This is a genomic window from Shewanella sp. 1180_01 (assembly GCF_052850535.1).
Genome location: NZ_VXCT01000060.1, coordinates 1 through 20,049, shown reverse-complemented (window position 1 = coordinate 20,049; position 20,049 = coordinate 1). Strand labels below are relative to the sequence as shown.

15 protein-coding genes are annotated in these 20,049 nt (G+C 46.8%); 12 read left to right on the top strand and 3 right to left on the bottom strand.

All coding sequences use genetic code 11. From position 1 onward, the window contains the following. Positions 1-123: 123 nt before the first annotated feature. The 10 genes from FW758_RS21030 (at position 124) to gabT (ending at position 12,577) form a co-directional block, all read left to right on the top strand. Entirely contained in the window at positions 124-672 is a 549-nt protein-coding gene (locus FW758_RS21030; RefSeq protein ID WP_006080693.1) for a cupin domain-containing protein, read from the top strand. Positions 673-1,371: 699 nt separating this feature from the next. Then, complete coding sequence (locus FW758_RS21025; RefSeq protein WP_446446418.1) at positions 1,372-2,133, top strand: gamma-glutamyl-gamma-aminobutyrate hydrolase family protein; 762 nt, start codon at positions 1,372-1,374, stop codon at positions 2,131-2,133. A gap of 2 nt (positions 2,134-2,135) precedes the next feature. Next, positions 2,136-3,491 carry a glutamine synthetase family protein gene (locus FW758_RS21020; RefSeq protein ID WP_006080696.1) on the top strand — a complete coding sequence of 452 codons (1,356 nt, stop codon included), beginning with the start codon at positions 2,136-2,138 and terminating at the stop codon, positions 3,489-3,491. A gap of 602 nt (positions 3,492-4,093) precedes the next feature. After that, positions 4,094-5,194 carry a polyamine ABC transporter substrate-binding protein gene (locus FW758_RS21015; RefSeq protein ID WP_006085019.1) on the top strand — a complete coding sequence of 367 codons (1,101 nt, stop codon included), beginning with the start codon at positions 4,094-4,096 and terminating at the stop codon, positions 5,192-5,194. 178 nt (positions 5,195-5,372) lie between these two features. Beyond that, the gene (gene potA, locus FW758_RS21010; protein ID WP_006080699.1) at positions 5,373-6,509 is read left to right on the top strand and encodes a polyamine ABC transporter ATP-binding protein; all 1,137 of its coding nucleotides are present in this window, start codon (positions 5,373-5,375) and stop codon (positions 6,507-6,509) included. Continuing rightward, the gene (locus tag FW758_RS21005) at positions 6,506-7,411 is read left to right on the top strand and encodes an ABC transporter permease subunit (protein WP_006080701.1); all 906 of its coding nucleotides are present in this window, start codon (positions 6,506-6,508) and stop codon (positions 7,409-7,411) included. Before potA ends, FW758_RS21005 begins: the two co-directional genes overlap by 4 nt. Then, positions 7,408-8,223: an ABC transporter permease subunit gene (locus tag FW758_RS21000; RefSeq protein ID WP_107404033.1), complete on the top strand. Its 816-nt coding sequence runs from the start codon at positions 7,408-7,410 to the stop codon at positions 8,221-8,223. The genes FW758_RS21005 and FW758_RS21000 overlap by 4 nt, the downstream gene beginning before the upstream one ends. Before the next feature lie 248 nt (positions 8,224-8,471). Next, positions 8,472-9,758, top strand: a complete 1,287-nt coding sequence (locus tag FW758_RS20995) for an NAD(P)/FAD-dependent oxidoreductase (RefSeq protein ID WP_446446417.1) — start codon at positions 8,472-8,474, stop codon at positions 9,756-9,758. 60 nt (positions 9,759-9,818) lie between these two features. Beyond that, entirely contained in the window at positions 9,819-11,267 is a 1,449-nt protein-coding gene (gene gabD, locus FW758_RS20990; protein ID WP_446446416.1) for an NADP-dependent succinate-semialdehyde dehydrogenase, read from the top strand. 32 nt (positions 11,268-11,299) lie between these two features. Then, positions 11,300-12,577, top strand: coding sequence for a 4-aminobutyrate--2-oxoglutarate transaminase (gene gabT / locus FW758_RS20985; protein WP_106649774.1), 1,278 nt, complete (start codon positions 11,300-11,302; stop codon positions 12,575-12,577). Between the two features lie 128 nt (positions 12,578-12,705). Here the strand turns inward: gabT and FW758_RS20980 are convergent, their stop codons facing one another. Beyond that, positions 12,706-13,716, bottom strand: coding sequence for an LLM class flavin-dependent oxidoreductase (locus FW758_RS20980; RefSeq protein WP_446446415.1), 1,011 nt, complete (start codon positions 13,714-13,716; stop codon positions 12,706-12,708). A gap of 533 nt (positions 13,717-14,249) precedes the next feature. Then, positions 14,250-15,803, bottom strand: coding sequence for a peptide MFS transporter (locus FW758_RS20975; RefSeq protein WP_446446414.1), 1,554 nt, complete (start codon positions 15,801-15,803; stop codon positions 14,250-14,252). A 755-nt stretch (positions 15,804-16,558) separates the two neighbouring features. Between FW758_RS20975 and mak the strand changes: the two genes are divergently transcribed. Beyond that, positions 16,559-17,455: a fructokinase gene (gene mak / locus FW758_RS20970; protein ID WP_446446413.1), complete on the top strand. Its 897-nt coding sequence runs from the start codon at positions 16,559-16,561 to the stop codon at positions 17,453-17,455. 230 nt (positions 17,456-17,685) lie between these two features. Next, a complete protein-coding gene (locus tag FW758_RS20965) occupies positions 17,686-19,806 on the top strand; it encodes a methyl-accepting chemotaxis protein (RefSeq protein WP_446446412.1) in 2,121 nt (706 codons plus the stop codon). A 62-nt stretch (positions 19,807-19,868) separates the two neighbouring features. Here the strand turns inward: FW758_RS20965 and FW758_RS20960 are convergent. After that, positions 19,869-20,049, bottom strand: a 181-nt coding sequence (locus FW758_RS20960; RefSeq protein WP_446446411.1) for a hypothetical protein, incomplete at its 5' end; no start/stop codon positions are given.

The following is a 20,049-nucleotide window of genomic DNA, read 5'->3' as shown; positions in this document are numbered from 1 at the left end:
AATACAATGAAAGCAGTAAAACACGCGCTTTTTGGGCGAAAATGCGTTCTGGATGGTGTTTATCCTGAACAACCTGTTCGTCATCTATCGGGGTTGACCCGAGCCTTCAGGGGGATGTGAAATTTGGATATTGGAGCCAGCCTCAAAACTGTTCGAAAAATGAAAGGCTTATCTCAACGAGAATTGGCCAAACGTGCTGGTGTGACTAACAGTACGATTTCAATGATCGAGAAAAACAGTGTTAGCCCGTCAGTCAGCTCTCTAAAAAAAGTGCTGTCGGGTATCCCGATGTCTTTAGTGGATTTTTTCTCCATTGAAGCCTCTGCGGATAGTGAGCAAAAGGTCGTCTATCGATCCAATGAATTACTGGATATCGGCACTGGACCACTTGAATTTAAACTGATCGGCCGTGATTATCCGAATCGCGCTATGTCAGTAATGAGTGAGATTTATCCGCCCGGTTCAGATACGGGTGAAGAAATGCTGAAGCACGAAGGTGAAGAGGCTGCCATGGTGATCGAAGGTAAATTCGAACTCACTGTGGGTGATGAAGTGTATATTTTGGAAGCGGGTGACAGTTACTACTTTAACAGTGAAGTGCCCCATAGATTCCGCAATCCCTTTGATGAACCTTGCCGACTGGTGAGTGCGACTACGCCTGCGAACTTCTAGTTAAGTCATCAACTTACCCTATTATTCAACATATTAGGCCACTTCTTCGCTAGAAGTGAGTGGCGTAATACTGTTATTCAACACAACTGCGGATTTATACCAATCACATTAAATATCTAATCAGTTCAGAGCCTCACAGGCATTTCAATCCAAGGCGCATTGACGCAGAAATGGTCATTCCCTTTTAAGTCAATGCAACACGGGAGTGGGATGCCTGTGAGGCTCCCGAAGGGCGGGTTTCAACGCACTTTATACTGCGTTTAAGGCTTTCGACAGAGCACCACTATGCCTTCAAGCCTTCGCCTTGTCTAAAGCGCGTTGAACTCCCGCTGAATGAACAGATATTTAATACGATTGGTATTACCTCCTTTCTAATCCTGTCATATTTGTTATATATCCTCTTCTTTGTGTAAATAATATTGGTTCAAATTTAGCGCGAATACGGTTTAATTTACGCTGCTAAAAGTGAGCTTTTTGCCAGCTCAAGCACTATTTTATTCACATGAAATAACATTAAATAACCAAAATATAGGTTTAACTACATGTTATTTATGCTTATTAGACACAAGTGGATGAAATAATCTTTAACAAGTGCTTAACCTCTTGCCTAGTGTGAAATTTCGGTATACTGTGTGGAAAAATGAACATTTAAAGACGAAGTGTTCGTTATGCTAGTAAAACGAATTCTAAAGGTGAGATATGTCAGCCGATTTGCCCCTCATAGGTGTTATTGCTTGTAATCAACAACTGGGTTCACATCCCTTTAATATTGTTGGTGAAAAATATCTATTAGGTGTAGTTAATGGCGCGAAAGGCTGGCCGTTAGTGATCCCATCGTTAGGCGGCGATTTACCGATAGACGCGATTTTAGAACGTCTTGACGGTATTTTGTTTACTGGCTCTCCTTCTAATGTAGAACCCCATCTTTATGCAGGCAAACCGAGCGAGCTTGGTACACACCATGATCCTAAACGTGATGCGACGACTTTGCCGCTGATCCACGCCGCTATTGCTGCTGGGGTACCTGTATTAGGTATTTGTCGCGGTTTTCAAGAAATGAATGTGGCCTTTGGTGGCAGTTTGCACCAGAAGTTATATGAGGTGGGTGGCTTTATTGAACATAGAGAAGATAAAACCGCATCCTTAGATGTGCAATATGGGGCTTCTCACAGTATTACTGTTGAGCCCGGGGGGCTTATTTACGAGGCCTGGGGCCGTAACTCTGCAGAGGTCAACTCTGTGCATACTCAAGGCGTGGAGCGTCTGGGTGTTGGGTTGCGGCCAGAAGCTTATGCTCCAGATGGGTTAGTGGAGGCTTTCTCCGTAATAGGTACTAAAGAATTTGCCCTCGGTGTGCAATGGCATCCAGAGTGGAAGGTGAGCGAAAATCCGTTTTACCTCTCCCTTTTCAAGGCCTTCGGTGATGCATGCCGACGCAGGGCTACAACTCGAGTGAAATAATAATGAATAAGCTAATCGCTTTTTTAAAAGAACGAAAAATCACAGAAGTCGAATGTGTTATCAGTGACATGACTGGCATCGCCCGCGGCAAGATTGCACCAGTCGATAAATTTCTCGATGAAAAAGGCATGCGTTTGCCCGAAAGCGTGCTGTTACAAACCGTGACCGGCGATTTTGTGAATGAAGATGTTTACTACAGCTTGCTCGATGCTGCCGACATCGATTTTGTCTGTGTACCCGATGAAAACGCTGTTTTTATGTTGCCTTGGACCATCGAAGCCACGGCGCAGGTGATCCACGATTGCTACGACAGAATGGGTAATCCGATTGAGCTGTCACCACGTAACGTATTGAAAAAAGTCTTGTCTCTATATGACGAACAGGGCTGGGAACCGGTTATCGCTCCTGAAATGGAGTTCTATTTGACCCGTCGTAGTGACGACCACGATTTACCCTTAAAGCCGCCTATTGGCCGTTCAGGTCGCCCCGAAGCGGGCCGCCAGTCTTTCTCTATCGATGCTGCCAACGAATACGATCCTATGTTTGAAGACATGTACGATTGGTGTGAGCTTCAAGGTTTAGATATCGATACCCTAATCCATGAAGATGGCCCTGCGCAGATGGAGATTAACTTCAGCCACGGCAATCCATTGTCCCTTGCTGATCAAGTGTTTATCTTTAAACGCACCTTGCGCGAAGCGGCACTGAAGCACGATGTTTGCGCTACTTTTATGGCTAAACCTGTGACTGATGAGCCTGGCAGTGCAATGCACATTCACCAGAGTGTGATCAATAAAGAGACGGGCAAAAATATTTTCACCAATGAAGACGGTACTAAGAGCCAGTTATTCTTGGGATATATCGCCGGTCTGCAAAAATTCATTCCTGAGTTGCTGCCACTGATGGCGCCTAATGCGAACTCTTTCCGTCGTTTCCTACCCGGTACTTCGGCGCCAGTGAACTTAGAGTGGGGCGATGAAAACCGCACCTGTGGATTACGTATTCCAGAGTCTTCACCACAAAACCGTCGTATCGAAAACCGTATTCCCGGCGCCGATGCTAACTGTTATTTGGCAATTGCCGCGAGCTTATTGTGTGGTTATATCGGCATGGTTGAGCAGCTAAAACCTTCGACGCCAGTGCAGGGTAAAGCCAACGAAAGCCGCAGCAACAATACCCATTGTTTACCGCTGACTTTAGAAGAAGCGTTAGCGGCGATGGAAGAAAGTGATGCCTGTAAGCAGTATTTAGGTGAAGCCTTCACCACAGGTTTTGTGGCAGTGAAACAGGCCGAACTTGAAAACTTCCGCCGTGTGGTCAGCTCATGGGAACGTGAATTCCTACTGCTCACAGTGTAATGTTTTTGGGATTGAGTGTACTGACAGTGTTGTCGCGTTAACCCAAGGAAAACTGAGGTTAACGTCGGTCATCCCAAGACTGAGCTTTGCACTGTTTTAGTGAGATTGCACCCAACCGGTGCAACTCACTTGTTAAATAATCTGATGGTTTTTAATGGCTTGTTGATTAAAGTGATTATTCAATTCAGATGCGTGTCCGCTAGAGAAGTGAAATATGGCTAACTGTTTTAAGTCGCTCGTTTGATAGAGTCGCTAACTAATTGTTAGTCATATTTAAAATGTGTTTTATCTTAGTGGTTTTTGCGATTACTTAGGGACTTGAGGCATTTGCCTTAATGTTGCAATATGTACAAGCAGTGTCATATCTAGTCTAATTTTTTGAGTGTTAATGCAATACCGATGCCTCGAAAATTTGGCACGAAACCTGATACTTAACAAATTGCAGCAAGATATAAAGGTGGCATGGAACTCATGCCGTAGAGACTGCCGATGCGGTTTGTAAGGTGTAGCATTGGTCGAAAATAACAACAATATCCGGATAGCCCGGTGACACAATGTCAGAATTTGCTTAAGCAATTCTGCTACCCGAGAAAGGAGAAAGCATGAAGCTATTTAATAAGATGACCACTCTAGCTCTGGTAACTGCGAGCGTATTAGCGAGCGCAGCGGCCCAAGCGGAAGAAGTGGTTCGCGTGTATAACTGGTCAGATTATATCGCGGAAGATACCTTAGAAAACTTCAAGAAAGAAACGGGCATTCGGGTAATTTACGATGTGTTCGATAGTAACGAAGTACTTGAGGCTAAATTACTGTCTGGTCGTAGTGGTTACGATATCGTTGTCCCTTCTAACCACTTTCTCGCTAAGCAAATCAAAGCGGGTGCTTTCAAACCTTTAGATCGCGCTAAGCTACCTAACTTCAAAAATTTAAATCCAGCCCTGATGAAGCTACTTGAGAAAGCTGATCCGGGTAACCAGTATGCCGTGCCTTATTTATGGGGAACCAATGGTATTGGTTACAACATAGATAAAGTGAAAGCGGCTGTGGGTGAAGATGCGCCATTCAACTCAATGGAACTGATCTTCAATCCTAAATATGCTGAAAAAATCTCTAAGTGTGGCTTTGCTATGCTGGACTCTGCCGACGATATGGTGCCTCAAGCACTGATTTATTTAGGTTTAGATCCTAACAGTTCCAACCCAAGCGATTATGAAAAAGCCGGTGAGTTACTGGAAAAAATCCGTCCTTACGTGACCTATTTCCACTCTTCTCGCTATATTTCCGACTTAGCAAACGGTGACATTTGTGTGGCCTTTGGTTTTTCTGGTGACGTATTCCAAGCTAAAGCACGTGCTGAAGAGGCGGGTAATGGCAATAAGATTGGTTACTCGATTCCAAAAGAAGGCGCCAACCTGTGGTTTGATATGTTAGCTATCCCAGCCGATTCGACTAACGCAGATAATGCACTGACGCTGATTAACTATTTCCTCCGTCCAGAAGTCATAGCGCCTATCTCTAACTATGTGGCCTATGCTAACCCGAACGATCCTGCACAACCTCTGGTTGATGAGGCTATCCGCACCGATCCCGCGATTTATCCACCGCAAGAAGTGTTAGATAAACTTTATATTGGTGAAATCCGTCCTTTGAAAATCCAACGCGTATTAACCCGTGTTTGGACCAAAGTGAAGTCAGGACAATAGTCGATAAGGGGCAAGCCTAGCTTGCCCCTAGCTTGGCAGACTGGCTATGTCCAATCCTATGCATAGTTCATCCACGTATAGGATTTGACACAGTTTGGTTAACCTCTTTTCATTCATTAATCGTGTTGAACCCAGAGTTTGAGCGTATTGACGCATCATTTTCGGGTGGAGAAGTACTATGGCAATCACCTCGGGCGTCACCAATAAACCGACAACAAAGACGCAAGAAAAAGTACTGCTCAGGATTGAGCGGGTAAGCAAGTTATTCGATGACGTACGGGCTGTCGACGACGTGTCATTAACCATCAATAAAGGCGAAATCTTTGCCTTACTCGGCGGCTCAGGCTCGGGTAAGTCGACGTTATTGCGCATGTTAGCGGGATTTGAAAAGCCCACCTCTGGCCGTATTTTCCTCGATGGCGAAGACATCACAGATTTACCCCCATACGAACGTCCGATCAATATGATGTTCCAATCCTATGCTCTGTTTCCCCACATGACAGTGGCGCAAAACATTGCCTTTGGTTTGAAGCAAGACAAGTTACCTAAGGCCGAGATTGAGCAGCGCGTACAAGACATGCTCAAGCTAGTACACATGGAGCAATACGGTAAACGTAAGCCACATCAGTTATCCGGTGGTCAACGTCAGCGTGTTGCCTTGGCTCGTTCACTGGCAAAACGGCCGAAATTATTACTGCTCGATGAGCCTATGGGCGCATTGGACAAAAAACTGCGTACCCAGATGCAACTCGAAGTGGTGGAAATTCTTGAGCGTGTCGGTGTGACCTGCGTGATGGTGACCCACGATCAGGAAGAAGCCATGACAATGGCGGGGCGCATTTCCATTATGAGCGACGGTTGGATTGCCCAAACAGGCTCGCCCATGGACATTTACGAAAGCCCGAACAGCCGCATGATTGCCGAGTTTATCGGCACTGTGAACTTATTTGGTGGCGCGATTGAAGTGGATGAAGTCGACCATTTGATCATTAAACCTAATGAGTTGGCTCAATCTTTTTATGTCGGTTACGGGGTGTCGACCAACGTCGAAGACAAAAACGTGTGGTTAGCTGTGCGTCCTGAAAAGACCATTATTAGCCGTGAACAGCCTGAAGGTCAGTACAACTGGGCCAAAGGAATCGTACACGATATCGCGTATTTAGGCGGTATTTCAGTGTATTACATTCGTTTAGAGAATGGTCAAATCGTCCAGTGCAGTATGACTAACCGTGAACGCCGCGCCGATCATGCCACATGGGATGACGAAGTGTTCATCAGTTGGGAGGACACCAGTGGCGTGGTGTTGAGATCATGAAGATACCGACTAAATTAAAGTGGCTCAAAGGCCGCATTTGGACCATAGGCATACCCTATGCTTGGCTGTTATTGTTCTTTGCCTTGCCATTTGCGATTGTCCTTAAACTGAGTTTTTCGACGGCGGCGATTGCGATCCCGCCCTATGAGGCCACGTTCCAATATGCCGATGATGTGTTAAATATCTTCCTGCACTTTGGTAACTATTTGATGTTGCTTGATGATTCGCTGTATTACATGGCGTATCTCAGCTCATTGAAAATGGCGTTAATTTCGACCATCGGCTGTTTGATTATTGGCTATCCAATGGCCTATGCGATTGCCCGTGCGCCAGCGCGTTTGCAAACCGTATTGCTGCTGTTAGTCATGTTGCCTTCTTGGACCTCATTTTTAATCCGAGTTTACGCTTGGATGGGGATCTTAAGTAACACAGGGATCATCAACCATTCGCTGATGTGGCTGGGAATCATCTCTGAGCCGTTACAAATCCTCAATACCAATATTGCCGTGTATATCGGCATCATCTATGCGTATTTACCTTTTATGATTTTGCCCTTGTACGCCACCTTAGTGAAACTCGATATGAGTTTGATTGAAGCCGCGTCTGACTTAGGCTCAAGCCGTTTAAATACCTTCTGGAAAATCACTTTCCCGCTGTCAAAAAGCGGTGTGATTGCCGGTTCTATGTTGGTGTTTATTCCTGCCGTGGGTGAGTTTGTGATCCCTGAGCTACTCGGTGGTCCAGATTCCTTAATGATAGGTCGAGTTTTATGGCAAGAATTCTTCAATAACCGCGACTGGCCTGTGGCTTCGTCACTGGCGATTGTAATGCTGGGCTTATTGATTATTCCTATTACCTTATTCCATCGCTATCAGGCGCGTAGTTTGGAGAAAGACCTATGAAAAAGTTAAGTTTTTCTTCAGCAATGTTGTGGTTTGGCTTGTTCTTCCTGTATGCACCTATGTTAGTGCTGGTGATTTACTCCTTTAACGACTCTAAATTAGTGACGGTATGGGGCGGATTTTCACCTAAATGGTATGGCGAGTTATTTGCCGATCAACAGATTTTAGATGCGGTATGGACCAGTCTACGGATAGCGTTTTATAGCTCAACCATGGCGGTGATTATTGGCACTATGGCGGCTTTTGTGATGACACGCTTTAAGCGTTCATGGGCGAAGCTGACATTATCGAACATGATCACTGCACCACTGGTTATGCCAGAGGTGATCACAGGTCTGTCTTTGCTACTGCTATTTGTGCACATGGCCGACTTGTTTGGTTGGCCTAAAGAGCGCGGCATGTTGACCGTGTGGATTGCGCATTCGACCTTCTGCGCTGCCTATGTAGCTGTGGTTGTGTCGTCAAGATTGCGCGAGCTGGACATGTCTATCGAAGAAGCGGCAATGGACTTAGGCGCAACCCCGCTTAAGACCTTCTTCCTCATCACAGTGCCTATGATTTCGCCGGCGCTGGTGGCGGGTTGGTTGTTGTCATTCAGTTTGTCCTTAGACGATTTAGTGATCGCAAGCTTTGCCTCGGGCCCAGGTGCAACGACGCTACCTATGGTGGTGTTCTCCTCAGTACGTTTAGGGGTTTCGCCTAAGATCAACGCCTTAGCGACACTGATCATTCTGTGTGTTTCGTTAATCGCCTTCTTGTCTTGGTATATGGCAAGGCGGGCAGAGAAACGCGACCGCACACCGATGAACTAGTTTGCTTAATCTTGGGGTGGCTTTGGTATCGCCAAAGCCACCCTTGTTAATTGTCACCGCTCCCATTGCAGGCCAGTTCTGCTACTCGACACCATTAGCATGACATCGCAGTGCTTAAGATTATTGCGTGTTTGAAATATCAAACAAAATGTAAATTATTTCGCGTATCTGGCTAGTGTTTCGTTTTCTGAAGGTGTAGGATGTGATGGCTGTTTAAAATAATGAACATTAGAATTCAAGGGAACAACATGTCTGCCATAGCTCACGCTGGATCATATTATGCGGCATCGGCCAACGATAAGGTTGAACGTCCGCGTCTACAGGAATCGATTGAAGCCGATGTTTGTGTGATTGGCGCGGGTTATACGGGCCTTTCTGCTGCGCTACATTTATTAGAATCTGGCTTTAGTGTGGTGGTGTTAGAAGCCGCTCGCATTGGCTGGGGCGCCTCGGGCCGTAATGGCGGACAAATCGTCAATAGTTTTAGCCGTGACATTGATACTATTGAAAAAACAGTCGGTAAAGAACAAGGTAAACTCTTTGGCCAAATGGCCTTTGAGGGCGGGAAAATCATCCGCGATCGGATTGCTAAGTACAACATTCAATGCGATCTAAAAGAGGGCGGCGTGTTTGCCGCGATGAACGAAAAACAAATGGGTCATCTGCGCCATCAAAAGCAACTGTGGGAAAGCCACGGTCATGTTAATCAGCTCGAACTTCTCGATGCCAAAGGCATTCGCGGTGTGGTAAATACTGAGCGCTATGTCGGTGGTCTGCTCGATAAAAGCGGCGGCCATATTCACCCGCTTAACTTAGCTCTTGGCGAAGCGCGCGCGGTCGAATCCCTCGGCGGTAAGATTTATGAAGACTCAGCAGTGCTGAGTGTCGACGAAGGCGATAGCCCAGTTGTGCATACGGCGCAGGGCAGTGTCAAAGCCAAGTTTGTGGTCGTAGCGGGTAACGCCTATTTAGGCAAGTTATTACCAGAACTGCAGGCGAAATCTATGCCCTGCGGCACGCAAGTGATAACCACTGAGCCTTTGAGTGACGATTTGGCGGCGAGCTTATTACCGCAGGATTACTGCGTCGAAGACTGTAACTATTTGCTCGATTATTTCCGCCTGTCTGGCGACAAGCGGATGATTTACGGCGGCGGCGTAGTGTATGGTGCCCGTGATCCGGCGGATATCAAGTCGATCATTATTCCGAACATGCTCAAAACCTTTCCGCAATTAAAAGATGTGAAGATTGATTATGCGTGGACAGGTAACTTTCTGCTAACGCTATCGCGCCTGCCACAGGTCGGTCGTATCGGTAAGAACATTTATTATTCACAGGGTTGCAGTGGCCACGGTGTCACTTATACCCATCTGGCGGGCAAGTTACTGGCCGAAATGCTCAATGGCCAAGCCACGCGCTTCGATGCCTTTGCCGCATTGCCACATTATCCCTTCCCCGGTGGTCACGCACTTCGCGTCCCTTTTAGTGCTATCGGAGCTTGGTATTACACTTTGAGAGACAAATTAGGTATCTAGTCTGTTTCATTTATTTTCATTCGAGGCAAGTGATTGCCTCACTAATGCGAGGACGTCCTTGTGTTGCTAAAAGATCCGAGTTTGCTGCGTCAACAATGTTATATCAATGGCCAGTGGTGTGATGCCGAGTCGAAAGAGACTGTTGCCATCGCCAATCCTGCTACGGGCGCTGTGATTGCAAGCGTCCCTGTAATGGGGCAAGTCGAAACCCAAGCTGCGATAAAAGCGGCGGAAGCGGCGCTGCCAGCTTGGCGAGCGCTCACAGCCAAAGAGCGCGGCGCTAAATTAAGACGCTGGTTTGAATTACTCAATGAAAACAGTGATGACTTAGCATTGCTCATGACGACTGAGCAGGGTAAACCGCTGGCAGAAGCTAAAGGTGAAGTAACCTATGCCGCTTCGTTTATCGAGTGGTTTGCCGAAGAGGCGAAACGTATCTATGGTGATACGATTCCTGGGCATCAAGGGGATAAACGCTTGATGGTGATTAAGCAGCCCGTTGGCGTAACGGCGGCGATTACGCCGTGGAACTTCCCTGCGGCGATGATCACTCGCAAAGCGGCTCCGGCTCTCGCTGCGGGTTGTACTATGGTGGTTAAGCCTGCACCGCAAACGCCGTTTACCGCATTAGCCTTGGCCGAACTTGCCGAGCGTGCGGGCATTCCGGCAGGGGTGTTTAGCGTAGTGACGGGCGATGCCGTCGCGATTGGTAATGAAATGTGCAGCAACCCGATAGTGCGTAAGCTGTCGTTCACTGGCTCGACCAATGTCGGCATTAAGCTGATGGAGCAATGTGCGCCAACTCTTAAAAAATTATCTTTAGAATTAGGCGGTAATGCGCCATTTATCGTGTTTAACGATGCCAATATCGATGCCGCTGTCGAAGGCGCTATGATAGCTAAATATCGTAATGCCGGCCAAACCTGCGTCTGCGCTAATCGCATTTATGTGCAGGATGGTGTATACGACGAATTCGCCCTAAAACTCAGCACAGCTGTGGGCAAGCTCAAAGTCGGAGAGGGCATCAAGGAGGGCGTGACTACGGGCCCGCTGATCAATGCTGCCGCGGTCGAGAAAGTCCAGAGTCACCTTATCGATGCCATCGCCAAAGGCGCCTCTGTGCTCGCAGGCGGCAAAGTCCACGATCTTGGCGGTAATTTCTTCGAGCCAACCGTGCTCACCAATGTCGATAAAAGCATGCGTGTCGCCCGCGAAGAGACCTTTGGCCCACTGGCGCCGCTGTTTAAATTCAGTGATGTCGACGATGTGATTAAACAGGCTAACGATACGGAATTTGGCCTCGCTGCCTATTTCTATGGCCGCGATATTTCGCTGGTGTGGAAAGTCGCCGAAGCCTTGGAATACGGCATGGTTGGGGTTAACACCGGCTTGATTTCGACTGAAGTGGCTCCCTTTGGTGGGATGAAATCTTCAGGGCTTGGCCGTGAAGGCTCTAAGTTCGGTATCGAAGAATATTTAGAAATGAAGTACATCTGCATGTCCGTTTAATACGGTCCGATTTGGCGTGTGAGGAACACTAAATGACAACAACCAATGATTCATTGATGGCACGTCGCCAAGCCGCAGTTGCGGGTGGTGTCGGGCAAATTCACCCAATCTTTACCGCGCGCGCCGAAAACGCGACCGTGTGGGATGTTGAAGGGCGCGAGTTTATTGATTTTGCGGGCGGCATTGCTGTGCTTAATACCGGTCATCTTCACCCTAAAGTGAAGGCGGCGGTTGCGGCTCAGCTAGATAATTTCTCCCACACTTGTTTTATGGTGCTTGGTTACGAGAGCTATATCCAAGTGTGTGAAAAGCTCAATCAATTGGTGCCTGGGGATTTTGCCAAGAAGACGGCACTATTCACTAGTGGTTCTGAAGCGGTTGAAAACGCAGTTAAAGTGGCGCGTGCCTATACCAAACGTGCTGGCGTGATTGCGTTTACGTCTGGCTACCATGGTCGCACTATCGCGGCCTTGGCACTGACCGGAAAAGTCGCGCCTTACAGTAAAGGTATGGGGCTGATGTCAGCGAATGTATTCCGCGCCGAGTTCCCATGCGAGATGCACGGCGTGTCCGATGACGATGCTATGGCTTCGATTGAACGTATCTTTAAAAATGATGCCGAGCCAAGTGATATTGCCGCCATTATTTTAGAGCCAGTGCAGGGCGAGGGTGGTTTCTACGCCGCATCACCTGCCTTTATGCAGCGGTTGCGGGCATTGTGTGATCGTGAAGGCATTATGCTCATCGCCGATGAAGTGCAAACGGGCGCAGGCCGTACTGGCACTTTCTTCGCTATGGAACAAATGGGTGTGGCTGCGGATATCACGACTTTTGCTAAATCTATCGCGGGTGGTTTCCCTCTTTCGGGGATTACCGGCCGCGCGCAAGTGATGGATGCGATTGGTCCGGGTGGCCTTGGTGGTACCTATGGTGGCAGTCCGTTAGCCTGCGCCGCAGCGCTTGCTGTCATTGAAGTGTTTGAAGAAGAAAAGTTGCTAGAAAGAGCCAATGCCATTGGTGAGCGCATTAAGTCTGCCCTGAATGTGATGCAGGTCGAACATCCACAAATCGCCGATGTGCGTGGTTTAGGCGCGATGATCGCCATCGAACTGATGGAAGAGGGCAAACCTGCGCCGCACTATTGCGCGCAAGTGTTGAGCGATGCCCGTGACCGTGGATTGATTTTATTATCCTGCGGCACTTACGGTAATGTGCTGCGTATTTTGGTGCCATTAACCGCGCCGGATGCACAAATCGATGCAGGCCTTGGTATCCTCAAAGCCAGCTTCGATGCCGTACTGAAAAGCTAATATTGCTTTGATATAAAAGCTGTTTTAGATGAAAGTCTTACATAATAAAAATCCCGCTTCGGCGGGATTTTTTATGGCAGTCGTTTTGACTGCCAATGACTTTTAGAACGAGTCAGTTTACTGAATCGCTACTGTTTAATCTCCGTTAGGATCTGCAGCGCTTTTTTGCGTTTATCAAGGTCGTACAAGTCATTGGTGAAGATAAACTCATTCACGCCGAATTCTTTGACGATCATTTCCAAACGATGCTTAATCGTCGCTGGGCCGCCAATGACAGATAAACCTAAGAAATTATCGACATAAGTTTCTTCTTGCGCACTCCTCCATAAGCCATCCATAGTGTCAACCGGAGGTTTTAACCATAACTCGTGACCACGGATAAGCGCCAGTACGCGCTGTTTCGAGGTCGTGCCCAGAAATTGCGCTTCTTCATCAGTGTCGGCGGCAACGAGCGGCAAACCTAACATCACATAGGGCTTATCAAGCACTTGAGAAGGTTTAAAGTCGCGGCGATAGATTTCAATCGCATCGTAAAGAAAACGTGGGGCAAAGTGGCCCGCAAACACATAGGGCAAACCGCGCTGCGCCGCTAACTGTGCGCTAAAGAGACTCGAACCCAATAACCAAATCGGCACATTAGTGCCTTCTCCAGGAATCGCTCGCACCGCATGGCGACCATTGTAAGGGCCGAGTAAGGTTTGTAATTCACTGACTTCTTCAGGGAATTGTTCGGCGCGACTGGTATCGCGGTTCAGTGCTCGGCTGGTAACTTGATCGCTGCCCGGTGCGCGTCCCAGTCCTAAATCGATGCGACCAGGATAGAGACTTTCAAGGGTACCGAACTGTTCGGCAACCACTAACGGCGCATGGTTTGGCAGCATAATGCCACCCGCGCCGACGCGAATACGCTGCGTATTGCCAGCAATATAACCAATTAATACTGAAGTCGCCGCGCTGGCGATACCGGGCATATTGTGGTGTTCGGCAAACCAAAAACGATTAAAGCCGAGGCGATCGGCTTCCTTGGCATACTGCAAACTGTTGTGCAGCGTTTCACCCACAGTCGAACCTTGGCGCATGGGCGCAAGTTCCAATAGCGAGAAGGGAATATCGGCCAATATTGATGTCTGTTGTGACATAGTGTCTCCAAGTGACTGCCGTCTTTTGCTAGCGAAAACATTCGGCGCTAACAGTGTTAGTCGCATTGCTAGTGGCATTGTTAGGCGCATAGCGAAGAACAAGCGTTAACGGCTCAGTCTTGATGAATAAAAAGGTATTCAGTGATATTGATATGGGGCTAAGTACTGTGCTTCTCAAGCTTGAACGGCTAACTCTTTTCCCCATTCGTTATTTCATTAGTCATGTCAATTTGAGTTTGCACTTGAGCAGCGCTATTAAACCAGATGCGTCCGAGCCCATACTTGCTTTGTAACAAATCGAGACGGTGAAGTCATCCCAGCGTGAGGGACGATAATGTGGAACTGAAGATCTTATTCTCAGCAACTCAGCGCTAGGCCTGTCACTGCGGGATTGGGTGACGTTTGCTACAGCTCATTTGGTTATGAGTTGCAACACAAGGGTATAACTAAGTGAAGTGATAAAAAACTGCCGATAGCAGGGCTATCGGCAGTTGATGTTATGCAATAGATAAATCGCTATTGTCAGTCGAGCATTATTGCTCGGCTTTTACATCACGTAGCGATGCCGCAGCACTTTCATTCTCAGTATTATTATGTGAATGGTGAGTCTCAGTTAGGCGACGCATTAGCGGTAATACCGCAAGGGCGATAAAGGTACAGACCACAGCCGCGATACCCAACTTATTAAATAGGCTGGTGTATACGGGCAAGGTTTGCAGTGGGTCGACTAAATCTTTTGGCACACTGGCGAAGTTAGCGACCACACCGCCCAGATACTGTGAAATACCTGAGGCGACGAAATAGGCGCCCATCATAAAGCCGCCCATACGCGCAGGTACGTAGCGGGCAATCATAGCAAGACCAAGACCACTCACAAGCAATTCGCCTAAAGAGTAAGAGGCATAGCCCCAGATCATGATCCATGAAGAAGTTTTACCGTTGACGGCGAATTGTCCGGCAAAGCCATAGATAAAGAAGCCAATCGCTACAACGGCAAAACCGAGGGCAAATTTCGCCGCAATAGAGAAGTCTTTATCATTACGACCCGCCCATGAATAACTCCACGCTAAGATTGGACTTAACACCATAATCCATAATGGATTTAATGCTTGGAACTGAGCCGGTGACCAAGTCCACAAATGGGTACCAAAAATTTGGAAATCCCAGTCCACGTTACGCAGGGCAAACAGCGCCAATGACGTCGACATTTGCTGATAGAAGATAAAGAAGAACACGGTTTGTACTGTGAGGATCAGCGCCGCAATCAGTCCCGCTCGTTCACTGGTTTCGCTGGTACGGATCAAGTGGAAGAAAATGGCCAATACGGCTACGCCAGCGGCGTAAACAAAGACACGGGCAACCGCTTCATATTCTAGAATAATGGCCGAAGCGATTACTGACAACGCGGCCAGAGCTAATACTATCGCGAGGCTTTTCTTGTTCACTGGGCGAGTATCTGGCTCAGAACCGTAATGGACTAAACTCTTACGCATTAGTGCATAGTTGCCTAACCCCACCAATATGCCGACACAACACACGGCAAAGGCGGCATGCCAGCCAAACTCGTTGCCATACTGGGCGTTGACATAATCTTTAATCCAAGGCGTCAGCAACATAGAGAAGGTTGAGCCGACGTTGACCGCCATATAATAGATGGTAAACGCACTGTCGATTTTAGAATCGTCACCTTCGTAAATTTTACGAACTAAGTTACCGGCATTGGGTTTGAACAGGCCGTTACCGACCACAATCACGCCGAGCGCTGAAAACATAAACCACGTATTTTCAGTGGGTACGGCCATCAGCGCATAACCCAGAGACAAAATCCCCGCGCCGAGCAGCATAGTGCGTTTAGTGCCGAGGATCTTATCCCCAACCCAACCACCAATCGCCGGTGATACATAAATGAGCGCCGCACAGGCACTCCATACTAAGTTTGCACGTGAGTCATCAAAGCCAAGGCGCTGCACCATAAAGTACACAATCAGCGCTTGCATGCCGTAATAACCAAAGCGTTCCCATAATTCGATAAGAGACACAGTCATAAATGAATGTGTTTTACTTACCGGAGCAGTCCCAATAGTCATATCGCTTGCTTCCAACATTGTTGTTTTAATATTTGAGTTCAAAAGTATAAGGCGATAACCCAAGCAAACCAATGGCAGAGACTGGTAAAACAGACTTTGTTACAAATGAATTGATGAATTTTAATGTGTGTTTAAGGCGTTGAGCGGTGTTAACTAAGACTTTGGGGACGTCAATAAACCCAGCTAAACCTAAAGTCGTCAGCGTCAGTCACAGTGAGATAACACTTTGTGAATCGCTGGGTTAGCGGACTGAGGGTTTAATTTTTTCAGACATAGTTATTATCTTATCAACTCAATACGTTCGAGTGATAAACTTAACAAGGCCTTTTAAGAAAGCGACTTAACATTGCCAGTTGAAAGACCTGAATTTAACTAATGCGACAGTCCGCTAATGTGAAACAGAGAATGCAGAATTGGCAACAATTTAAACCGTAATTTTGTGAGAAGATAACGATATATGGTTCATTTTTAGCGGCAGCTCGTCACGCTGGCATGATCATTTTGAGTTTTATCCTTTCCATCAGTTACTGTGTGAATAGATAAACTGATAATGGTAACTATTTATAAAATAAACTATTTTTGATTACATTGAGGTTGATTGCTATTAGAGCAGAGGGCATAGTGCGTTTGGCTATCCAAATTTAGATAACTTTAAAATTAAGATTTTTACTTCCGTAGAGTCCCTACATTTACAGGAATGTATCAAGCTGTTAATGAGCCGCTTTGCGTTAAATATATTGAGATGGAGTAAGTTGATGTTACGAATTGGTATCGATCTTGGCGGCACAAAAATCGAGTTAGTCGCATTGGATGACGATGGTAAAGAAGTGTTTCGTAAACGCATCCCAACGCCAAGAGAATATGTTACGACAGTCGATGCATTAGTCGCACTCGTGACAGAAGTCGAAGAGAGCCTGCAACAAACCGCCACAATAGGCATAGGTATTCCAGGGGTGATTTCTCCTTTTACTGGCCTAGTTAAAAATGCTAATTCAACGTGGATCAATGGCCATCCCCTCGATGTGGATCTGGGCGCTCGATTAAACCGTAAGGTGAAAATCGCTAATGATGCGAACTGTTTTGCCGTATCAGAAGCGGTCGATGGCGCAGCTGCTGGCAAGTCAGTGGTCTTTGGCGCCATTATTGGTACTGGATGTGGTGCAGGTATCGCCATCAAAGGTCAAGTGCATGATGGTGGTAATGGCATAGGCGGTGAGTGGGGGCATAATCCTTTACCTTGGATGAAAGCCGATGAATTTAATACCACGACGTGTTTTTGTGGTAACAGAGACTGCATCGAGACGTTTATCTCAGGGACGGGCTTTGTACGCGATTTTCGCGCAGCAGGTGGAGTAGCTGACAGCGGTATTGAAATCGCCCAAATGATGCAAGCAGGCGATCCGCTGGCGACTCAAGCATTTGATCGCTTTATTGATCGTTTAGCCCGCTCATTGGCCCATGTGATCAATATGATGGATCCTGATGTAATCGTCCTTGGCGGCGGAGTGTCCAACATCGATGCCATTTACACTGAATTGCCAAAAGTTTTACCGCGATATGTGGTTGGCCGTGAGTGTCACACTCCGGTTGTTAAAAACTGTTATGGCGCTTCATCGGGCGTACGTGGTGCCGCTTGGTTGTGGGGACGCTAACTTTAATCTTAATTTGAAATAGTGTTTGATATCTAAGGCCGAATTCATTTATTTGAATTTGGCCTTTTTTTGATTTTGTCATGCTAAAGTTTTACATTTCATTAGCAACTCTTTATCTTAAGTGCTGGTAATTCTTACGCTAAGTGCTATTTTTAATGCTGGGTAGAAAGTATAAAAATGAATTAGATCATAATAATTACGCTATTGTCGTTCTCTTGGGAGTTTACTAGATGAAGCATTTGTCCATCAGTACTAAGTTGTTGTGGATTACATCAGCATTATTTTTATCGATAGTGGCTATTTTATCTATCAGTTTATGGTGGACACTGTCGGCTCAAAACGCGCAATTGTCAGATCAAGTTCAAAATACCCTACAAATGGAAACGCGGGATAAACTCGAAGCCCGCGCCGGTGAATATGGCGAAATGGTCGCCGGATTTATTAATGAAGCTTATCGCATCCCTTTTTCTTTTGCGGGTATGCTTGAAAGTACTGCCGAGGAATTACCCTTAAAACGTGACCGCTTAGAACTCGCAGTAGCGGCAGTGCTGAAGAAAAATGCGCAAGTCTCTTCCATGTATGCCCAGTTTGAACCAAATGGTTATGATGGGCTCGACAGTGAGTTTTTGAATGTGAATGTTAGCCATAGTGTGGCGACATCTGGCGCTCTAGAGGTCTATTACACCCGTAACGACGATGGCACTGTGGAGCATAACCAAGTTGAAGATTCAGCAGAAAAGTACCTCACTAGCCTGAATGAGTTTGGGATCCGTGATGCTGAATGGTATTTATGCGATAAGGAAACCTTGAAGCCCTGCCTAATGGAGCCGTATTTATACGAGATCACTCCAGGCAACAAAGCTTTAATGACCTCGTTGACTGTGCCCGTGCTTAAACATAAGCAATTTATCGGTGTGGTCGGTGTAGATGTAAATTTGCCAGTCTTTCAAACTCTTATCGATAAGTTGTCTAAGAGTCTTTACGATGGACAAGCAAAAGTGACTTTGCTGAGTACCCGTGGTTTAGTGGTCGCGGCAAGTCATTACAGTAAAAAGGCGCGTCCATTAGCTGAGTCGATAAATCCTACTCTCGCCTCACAAATCATCTCCCTGCACAAGAATTCCGGCTACATGGTTAACGATGATGAAATTATTGTTGCCTACCCCATTAAGATCCCGCTAGCGAATGCCGAGTGGTCCTTGGTTATCCAAGTGCCGACTGCACAGGCGTATAAAAGCTCGATTGAGCTTAATAATGATATGGATGAAATGGCGACTTCCTTAGGCAGTTTGCTGCTGATCGTGGGTATTGTGGTATCGATTGCCGCTGTAATTACCATTAGCTTAGTGATCCGTAGCATTATCTCACCATTGAGAATGATCCAAGGCCGGGTAGAGCATCTTGCGAGTGCCGATGGCGATTTAACGCAATCGATTGAGGTTGATTCCCATGCTGAATTGATTGCGCTAGCGAAAGGTTTCAATTCCTTCATTTATAAACTTAAAAATTTGATTGCCGAGCTGAAAATTCTTGCGAGCCGCTCTCAGGAGGAAAGCCAAGCCTCTGCCAAAATTGCGCAGCTCACCCGTGACAGCGTGAATCGCCAGTACGGTGAAATTGAAAGTGTGGTAACGGCTGTGAACCAAATGAGTGCTACCGCACTTGAGGTTGCTAAGGCATCAGAGCAAACGGCGGCTGAAACTGAAGCTATGTCGCGCAATATTCGTCATAGCGAAGAGAGCCTGACTAAGGCAATGGGTTTTGTCGCGACTATGTCTCAGGAGTCTATGGAGGCTAAGCTGGCGGTGAGTAAAGTGGCTGAAAGCAGTATGAACATCAGTCGCATACTTGAGGTGATAAGCTCCATTGCCGCACAGACTAACCTGTTGGCACTCAATGCGGCGATTGAAGCGGCAAGGGCGGGCGAGCAAGGACGCGGCTTTGCTGTGGTTGCTGACGAAGTCCGCGCGCTAGCATCTAAGACTCAGAGCTCGACGAACGATATTAGTACCCTTATCGACGCACTGCAAAAAGAAGTCCAAAGCGCTTCTGGCATCATAGATAAAGGTGCTGAGCGGGCACAAATGGCCGTATCTCAAACTGAGCAAGCGTTAAACTCATTGAATTCAATGGTGAGTCAGATTGGGGAGATTTCAGGCCAAGTGACCCATATTGCCGCCGCCGCAGAAGAGCAGAGTGCGGTGACTGAAGAGGTTAATCGCAATATCACAGGGATTTCTGATTCGGCTTCTGAACTTGCACGTCTTGCGGGTGAAGCACAGCAAAGCAGTGTAGTTTTAGCAAACTTAGTGAAGCAGCAGCATGAGCAGTTAGGTAAGTTAAAAACCTAGCACGCAGAGGTTTGCTGAGTTAGCGTATTGATTTTAAATAGGCTCTTTGATTGTGTTGCTGGTTAAGCACTGATCAAAGGGCCTATTTTTATGGCAATGGTAAATACCAAAGAACAGGCTGAAGCCATAAAATAGTCAGCGAGCGAGCCAGCTGTAAATGCATGGTGATTATGCGATGATTGGCAGAACAAATATTCTAGATACAAAAAAGCCCATTTTTCAATGGGCTTTTTTGTTGAATCG